6 protein-coding genes are annotated in these 7250 nt (G+C 58.9%); 2 read left to right on the top strand and 4 right to left on the bottom strand.

What is annotated here, in order from left to right; genetic code table 11:
- Positions 1–171: 171 nt before the first annotated feature.
- Complete coding sequence (locus VJR68_RS19685; protein WP_324150407.1) at positions 172–1029, top strand: pseudouridine synthase; 858 nt, start codon at positions 172–174, stop codon at positions 1027–1029.
- Here the strand turns inward: VJR68_RS19685 and VJR68_RS19680 are convergent.
- Positions 944–1819 (bottom strand): LysR family transcriptional regulator, encoded by an 876-nt coding sequence (locus VJR68_RS19680; protein WP_324150405.1) that lies wholly within the window; start codon positions 1817–1819, stop codon positions 944–946. The genes VJR68_RS19685 and VJR68_RS19680 overlap by 86 nt on opposite strands.
- A 125-nt stretch (positions 1820–1944) precedes the next feature.
- Here VJR68_RS19680 and VJR68_RS19675 point away from each other — a divergent pair, with 125 nt between their 5' ends.
- A complete protein-coding gene (locus tag VJR68_RS19675; protein ID WP_324150404.1) occupies positions 1945–2670 on the top strand; it encodes a hypothetical protein in 726 nt (241 codons plus the stop codon).
- Positions 2671–2764: 94 nt separating this feature from the next.
- Here VJR68_RS19675 and kbl read toward each other — a convergent pair whose 3' ends face one another.
- The 3 genes from kbl to VJR68_RS19660 form a co-directional block, all read right to left on the bottom strand.
- Positions 2765–3961, bottom strand: a complete 1197-nt coding sequence (kbl, locus tag VJR68_RS19670; protein ID WP_324150403.1) for a glycine C-acetyltransferase — start codon at positions 3959–3961, stop codon at positions 2765–2767.
- Between the two features lie 130 nt (positions 3962–4091).
- Positions 4092–6077, bottom strand: coding sequence for a GGDEF domain-containing protein (locus VJR68_RS19665; protein ID WP_324150402.1), 1986 nt, complete (start codon positions 6075–6077; stop codon positions 4092–4094).
- 223 nt (positions 6078–6300) lie between these two features.
- Positions 6301–7128 (bottom strand): SAM-dependent methyltransferase, encoded by an 828-nt coding sequence (locus VJR68_RS19660; protein ID WP_324150400.1) that lies wholly within the window; start codon positions 7126–7128, stop codon positions 6301–6303.
- Positions 7129–7250: the final 122 nt, after the last annotated feature.

Below are 7250 nucleotides of genomic sequence, written 5' to 3'. Positions count from 1 at the left end.
GGAAGGCCCGGTCGGTCACGGCATGAACGATCCGATCGACAGCAACAAGACGGACTCCGGTCGCGCTCGCAACCGTCGTACCGAACTGCAGGTTCAGCAGTAATCGAACCGCTTCAAGCAGTAGTGAAAAAGCCCGGCACTTGCCGGGCTTTTTCTTTTATCGTCGACACCATGACCCTTTCCCGTCCCCGCCATCCCACGTCGGCAAACGCACGCCACGGCATTGCGCGCGTGCTCAGCAAGCTGGGCGTGTGCTCGCGCAGCCAGGCGGAAAAAGCCGTGCGCGAGGGCAGGGTGACCGTGGACGGTCGCATCGTTCGCGATCCGGAACGCGCCACCGATGCCGAACGCGAGCGCATCTGCCTGGACGGCGAAACGGTGGCCGCCGCCCAGCGCATCTACATCGTGCTCAACAAACCGCGCGGCATTGTCGTGAGCGCTGCCGACGAGCGCGGTCGCGACACCGTATATGGACTGCTGGCGGACGCAGGCTTGCCGTGGCTGGGGCCGGTGGGACGGCTCGACAAGGCAAGCGAAGGCTTGCTGCTGCTCAGCAATGACAGTGTGTGGGCGGCACGGCTTACCGATCCACGCCATCACGTCGACAAGACCTATCACGTGCAGATCGACACGCTTCCAGAACCGCTTCTGCTCGATCGCATGGTGCACGGCATCGAGGACAACGGCGAACAACTGGCCGCCAAGCGCGTTGCGCTATTACGCAAAGGCGAAAAGAACGCCTGGCTCGAAGTCGTGCTCGACGAAGGACGCAACCGGCATATCCGGCGTTTGCTTGCCGCACAGGACATCGGTGTGTTGCGATTGATCCGCGTGGCTATCGGCAATTTAGCGTTGGGTGACCTTGCCAAAGGACAGTGGCGCCATCTGACCATGGACGAAGTGGCAAGCCTTTCCGGTTCATCGAGTCGTGCTCAAGACGTCTCTAAAACGACGCACATTCCCGCACGGCCTGCAACGTCCGCTCGATCGCCGCGTGATGATGGTCCGAATTCAAGACGGCGTAGATAGTGTTGCGGCAACGCGTTTTCGGGGTGCGTAAAGCCACTACCTCGCCACGTGCTTCATGCTCCGCCATGCAGGCTGCCGGCACGATGGATACGCCACGACCCGCTGCTACCCAATCGAGCACTTCTTCCAATTCCTCGAAGTGGGCGACGGTGTTGAGGCCCGTCATGTTCATGCCCAGCACTTGGGTAAACCAGGTCGCGAATACGTAATCACTTTCGTCGTAGCTCACATAGCCTGCGTCGCGCAGCGAAGCCGCATCAAGCGCAAACGACGAAGCCAGATGCGGCGAAGCAATCAGCACGATTTCTTCCGCACCCACGGGCGTATGACTGAGTCGCGCATGCGTATCCATGCGATGCACGAAGCCGAGATCACACGCGCCTGATTCCACGTGGCGAACCACGTCCTCTGCCGTGGGATAGCGCATGCGAATAGGAATGTCGGCTAACGGTCCATCACGAAACAGCGGCAGCAATTGGTAGCGTCCAAAGCCACTGACCGCCGAAATACGCAACGGTGCAACAGGTGCTGAAGCATGGATTTCCTCATACAGCTTTTCCCAGTCGCGCCCCATCTCCTGACAAAACACCAACAGGCGCTCACCCGCAGCATTGGGTATCAACCGCCCGCTGCCGCGCTGAAATACCGGCATGCCCAATGCTTCTTCCAGCTTGCGTAATTGGTAACTCACGGCCTGCTCCGTGCGATGCAGAACGCCTGCGGCGGCACGCAGGCTGCCGGCTTCGCAGACCACCCGGAAGGTGTGCAGGTAACGCATTTCCACATGCATGGTCGTGCTCGCGCAGGCTGCCCTGAAAAAGTTTTTTGAGGCTCAGGCCAAAAAGATTCGCATGGTTCTGCGAGCAGGGGCAAGCCTAGTATGGCGCAGCTGCTGTCTTCACCGTCGAGGATTCCATGACTTATCGCGCACTGCTCGCTGCCCTGGCGTTATTGCTGATCTCGCCCGTCAAAGCTCAGCAAGGGCCTGCCGCACATTTTTTTGTTTACCAAGTGAATCCTGGCGCACAAGCCAAGTTTGAGGACGGCTATCGCCACCATCTGGGTTGGCATCGCAGCCATCATGATCCTTTGGTCTGGTACGGCTGGACGGTTTCAGACGGCAAGCGCGATGGCTACTTCATCGATGCAAATGTCGGCGAACCCTTTGCCGCCTTCGATCATCGTATCGATGTCGAGCAAGATGGCGCGGATTTCAAAGCCAGCGTGACGCCTTATGTCACACCCCAAGCGCAACTTGTCTATGAACTGTTGCCCCAACTCAGTGACGGCACGCCGTTGGAGAACCGCAAGCCCAGTGCGACGGTGCAAGTCACCTATTTCGATCTTCGTCCTGGCACGGAAGCGCGCTTTGAACGCGCCTTGCAGGCAGCGCGGCGCGTGCTTGCTGTAACGCCGGACGTACTGCCGCATACCTGGTATCGACTGGTCACGGGCGGTGACAGACCGCAGTACATGCTGATGGTGGCGCGTGCAAATGGGGCGAGTTACGACACATTCCGCAAAGACATCGCCGACTTGCTGGCGAGTGATCAGAACGCGCTACGTGATTTCACCGATGCGGTGCGTTCAAGCACAACAGAAAGCTGGCAATACCACGCAGATTTGAGCAACTTGCCATAGCTGCGTAGGTTGGGGTGAGCGGAACGCTAACCCCAACATCGCCAAGCAGCCATACATCGTGTTGGGGTTCGGCTGCGCCTCACCCCAACCTACTTCAACCAATGACACCCAGCGAACGCCCAACCTTGGTAAACGCCGCAATCGCCCGGTCCAGATGCTCGCGCGTATGCGCCGCGCTCATCTGCGTGCGGATGCGTGCCTGGCCTTGCGGCACCACCGGATAGAAGAAGCCAGTGACATAGATGCCTTCATCGAGCAGTGAAGAAGCCATCGCCTGCGCCTTCTTGGCGTCGTACACCATCACCGGCACGATGGGATGCACACCGGGCTTGATATCAAAGCCGGCTTTTGTCATCTGCTCACGGAAATAACGCGTGTTTTCCTGCACGCGTTCGCGCAGGTCACCCGCCGAGCCCAGCATGTCGAACACCTTGATCGCCGCGGCGACCACATGCGGTGGCAGCGAGTTGGAGAACAGATAAGGGCGTGAGCGCTGGCGCAGCATCTCGATGATTTCACCGTGTCCGGTGGTAAAGCCACCAAGCGCACCACCGAGTGCTTTGCCCAGCGTGCCGGTAAAGATGTCGATCTTGTCCAGCACACCGTGTACTTCGGCCGAGCCGCGGCCGTGAGGTCCAAGAAAGCCCGTGCAATGGCACTCGTCGATATGCACCAGCGCGTTGTGCTTCGCGGCCAGCGCGGTGATCTTGTCCAGCGGCGCGATAAAGCCATCCATCGAAAATGCACCGTCGCTGGTGATCAGCTTGGTGCGCGCGCCGGCAGCATCGGCAGCCTGCAACTGCTTTTCCAGATCGGCCATGTCGCAATTTGCATAGCGGAAGCGCTTGGCCTTGCACAGGCGAATGCCGTCGATGATGGAGGCGTGATTGAGCGCATCGGAAATAATGGCATCTTCTTCACCCAGCAGCGGCTCGTACAGGCCGCCGTTCGCATCGAAGCAGGCGGCGTACAGGATCGTGTCTTCGGTGCCGAAGAAATCGGCGATCTTCTTTTCCAGCTGCTTGTGCAGATCCTGCGTGCCGCAGATAAAGCGCACCGAAGCCATGCCGAAACCGTGGGTGTCCAGCGCCTCCTTGGCTGCTTGAATGACCTCAGGGTGGTCGGCCAGCCCCAGGTAGTTGTTGGCGCAGAAATTCAGCACCTTGCGGCCGCCTTCCAGCTCGATCTCGGCGGACTGGGGCGAGGTGATCACGCGTTCGGCCTTGAACAGGCCTTGTTCGCGGATGGCTTGCAGTTCCTGGGCGTAGCGTGTTTGGCCGGCGTAGCTCATGGGCGGGGAAGGGGAGTAGTGGGAAAGCGGTATTGTGATCCGAGGGGGCGTTCGAGGAAACCCGGGGCCGATACCGGGGCAGGATTGCGGGCGGAAAGCACCCCCATACCGTCGCCATGCAATGCGAGGTTTATGGCACTGCATTTCCTACATGGGAGGCCTTGCTCAAGTCGCCATGCTCAGCGTACGTAATAACCCGATTGCGCCCGATGTGCTTGGCCCGGTACAGCGCTGCATCGGCGTCATGGCATAACCGCTGCAGCTCGTAGCCCGAGGTCAAGGTGGAAGCCAGGCCGATGCTGGCGGAGAACCTGATCAAGCGTCCATCTATATCGACCGGGGTCGCTTCAATCGTGGTGCGAATGCGGTCGGCAATGGCCGCCCCTTGCGTGGGCGAACATTCCAGCAGCAGGATGCCGAACTCTTCCCCGCCAAGGCGGCCGAACAAGTCGCTGGCACGCAACGGCTGCTTGCAGATGGTCACGGTATGTTTCAGTACCGTATCGCCGATGGCGTGGCCATGCGTGTCGTTGATCTGCTTGAAGTAGTCCAGGTCGATGAAGATCAGGCAGGCGGCACCTTGTTTGCGCGCAATCATGCGCAAGGCACGCTGCGCTTCGCTGATGAAGTGCTGGTGATTGAAGATGCCGGTAAGGCCATCCAGGCGAGCCTGCTGTTGAAAGTGAAGTTGCGAGCGCTTGGTGCGGAACAGCCAGAAGACGACGGATGCCAGCACGATAAGCAGCAGGGTGATATAAAGCCGGCCCGTTTCGATCGTCTTGGCCGCCAGTGCTTGCTGCAGGCGAAGGATGTTGTTTTGCCTGCTTAGCTGTTCCGTCTCGAGTTTTTCGGCAAGCATGTGTTGCTGGGCTACCGCATAGGCCAGATTCGTAGCGTTGATATCGTTGAGATAGCTGGTGTTCTGCTGTGCGTACTGCTCGAAATATTCCAGTGCGGTGGCTGCATGGCCATGCTTTTTCTCGATAAGGTAAAGCACGCGATAAGCGTCTGGCAGCGACTCGTTAACGTCGTCTGCGTGACTGATAGCCAGCACCGCGAGCGCTGCCTTGCGGGCGCTCTCGTCGTCACCGAGTCTTAGGTAAGCGCGGGCAAGCTCTACGCGGGCTTTCAGCATGCCCATGTGATATCCGCTTGCCTGGATGTCGGGGCCAACTTGTTTTAGCAGTGCGATGGTCTTGGCCGGCTGATCCTCATCCAGATAAAGATCGCCTTGTACCAGCTCGATGACACCGACAAAAACGGGCTGGTTGGCGGCCCGGCACACGTCGATGCCACGCTGGATCTCCGTGTTGGATGCGGTGAGCTTGTGGCCGGCGTAAAGCACTGTCAGCAGTTGAGTCAGCGGCGCGCATAACGTTTCTCCCGCTGGAAGCGTCTGCACCATGTCCCGAGCGTAATTGGCCGCCAAGTCGTATTGCCCGGCTGACCTCAGCAGCTGCGAGAGATAGGACAGCACCATGTACCGGGCCAGTTTGTCCTGGGTCTTTGGAAGGCTGATTACCAATTGGTTGGCCAGCTCGAAGGCCGGCTCGTATCGCCTGCTGTTACGCATATCGTCCATAAGCACTGCAGATGCTTTGGCCACTAATGACGGATCGGCGGAATGCTTGATGACGTCCTGCAGCGCTGGGTCTGCATCGGCGTAATTGCCTTGAAACGAGTCTTGCCACGCATCGAGATAACGCAATTGCCAGCGTTCGTGATTGGACATGCTGGAAGCTTGTTGATGGAGCGTTCCCAGCAAGCGCAGAAATTCTGGGTGATCGGAGGTACGCAGACTTTCAGTCTGCTCGAGCAGCGCCGTTGTATCAGATGTTGGTGTGATGGCATGGCCGGGCGAAATAAAAACGCAACCGACCATGGCCATCACCATGGGCCAAAGTCGGTTGCGGTTGGACCGCCGCGGCACGACGGTACCTATATCAACGAGCGGGTGGCTTGCTCTTGCCTGGTTCGTCCTCAGGATGAGCGGGCTTTTCTTCCTCGTGCTCACCAGGGCGATGCGGATGATCCGGATGGTGTGGCTTGTGAGGATGATGGGGCGGACGCGGATGCGTGTGAGTACTGTTTTCGCTGTGCATATCTTTCTGTCCAAACTCGGCGGACAGTAATGCGCTATCTCCGTGCACGACGGCGGCTTTCAAGGCATCCGAAGCGTCAGCCTGCCCCAAGGCATGTGCAAGTTCTGCGGGTGGTGCGTGACGCAATTTGGCGTTCTTGCCGATGGTTTCCAGCCATTCAATCGTGTCTGCCATGTGCTTCCCCTTTTCCCTGTGACGTGAGTACTGCGTTGAAGCGTTACAAAACGTTTGTCCTGTTCATGCAAAGTCGGTTGCTTCATCCAGTGCTGCTAACCGTTCGCGCATAGCCGTATTCGGCTTCAACGGCGTGGCGGGCGGAAGCACCGCGGTTTCCTGTGAGGTCAACGTTGTGCGAGGTAAATCGCGCAGCGTGATATGCCGGATACGCGGCTGCTCTATCGGCAACGTTGCTCCATGGTAAATGATGACTGGATGGTCGAGCGGATAGTCTTGGCTAAGCCTGTCCACCAGTATCTGTCGATAGGCAGGCCCGGTCTGGAAGCGCGTTAGTGACCAATCGCCGACCATGGCGACCTGCCAAAGAACGACGTAGCCGGTTGGGTTGATGCGATGTTCGTAGAACAGTAATTGGCTGGCTTCGAAGTGCTGGCAGCCGAAGCTGCCGGGATCGAATCCGACATCGGCATAAAGGCAGTCTTCGGCAGAAATGCCCGGTTCCATATGTGCTTCAAAGCCCTCCGCACGCGCGACTTCGATGGCTCTATGCGGCGACCAAGCGAAAATGCCCGGATGGCCATAAAACACGGCGCAAACATGCTTGCCCGCGCGCACTTCGGCCATCATCAGATCGACCCATTCCTGGTAGGTTTCGGAACGTGGTTTACCTTCCGCGTAATACGACTGCAGGCTGCGCACATCCTCGTTCATGCGTTGCAGCCACAGCTCCACGATGTGATCGGAAAGCGCCGCAAACACCACATCGGCCTGTTCGATATGGTCGCGCGCCAAGGGGGTGAGGTGGGAGCCCAGGGTCATCCCTAAGCCGACGCAGGCGAGACTGCCGCGCGGGGTGTTGTTCGGCGCTGCGAGAGGCGTTGCACTCATGGCGAGACCTTCCTTAGTGACAGAGCGGCCGGGCTTGAGGTGCGCCCGGAGACGGGACAACAGCGCTATCGAAGCAAGGGACGTGCCTTTGCTGGCAGCAAACGTTTACGCAGGCGGATTGC

This window comes from Dyella sp. (genome assembly GCF_035277725.1).
Taxonomy (GTDB): domain Bacteria; phylum Pseudomonadota; class Gammaproteobacteria; order Xanthomonadales; family Rhodanobacteraceae; genus Dyella_B.
This window is presented reverse-complemented; position numbering and strand designations above follow the sequence as displayed.

Excerpts from the sequence above, each read along its gene's own strand:
- VJR68_RS19685 (WP_324150407.1), top strand. The coding sequence starts at position 172 with ATGACCCTTTCCCGTCCCCGCCATCCCACGTCGGCAAACGCACGCCAC.
- VJR68_RS19680 (WP_324150405.1), bottom strand. The coding sequence starts at position 1,819 with ATGCATGTGGAAATGCGTTACCTGCACACCTTCCGGGTGGTCTGCGAA.
- VJR68_RS19675 (WP_324150404.1), top strand. The coding sequence starts at position 1,945 with ATGACTTATCGCGCACTGCTCGCTGCCCTGGCGTTATTGCTGATCTCG.
- kbl (WP_324150403.1), bottom strand. The coding sequence starts at position 3,961 with ATGAGCTACGCCGGCCAAACACGCTACGCCCAGGAACTGCAAGCCATC.
- VJR68_RS19660 (WP_324150400.1), bottom strand. The coding sequence starts at position 7,128 with ATGAGTGCAACGCCTCTCGCAGCGCCGAACAACACCCCGCGCGGCAGT.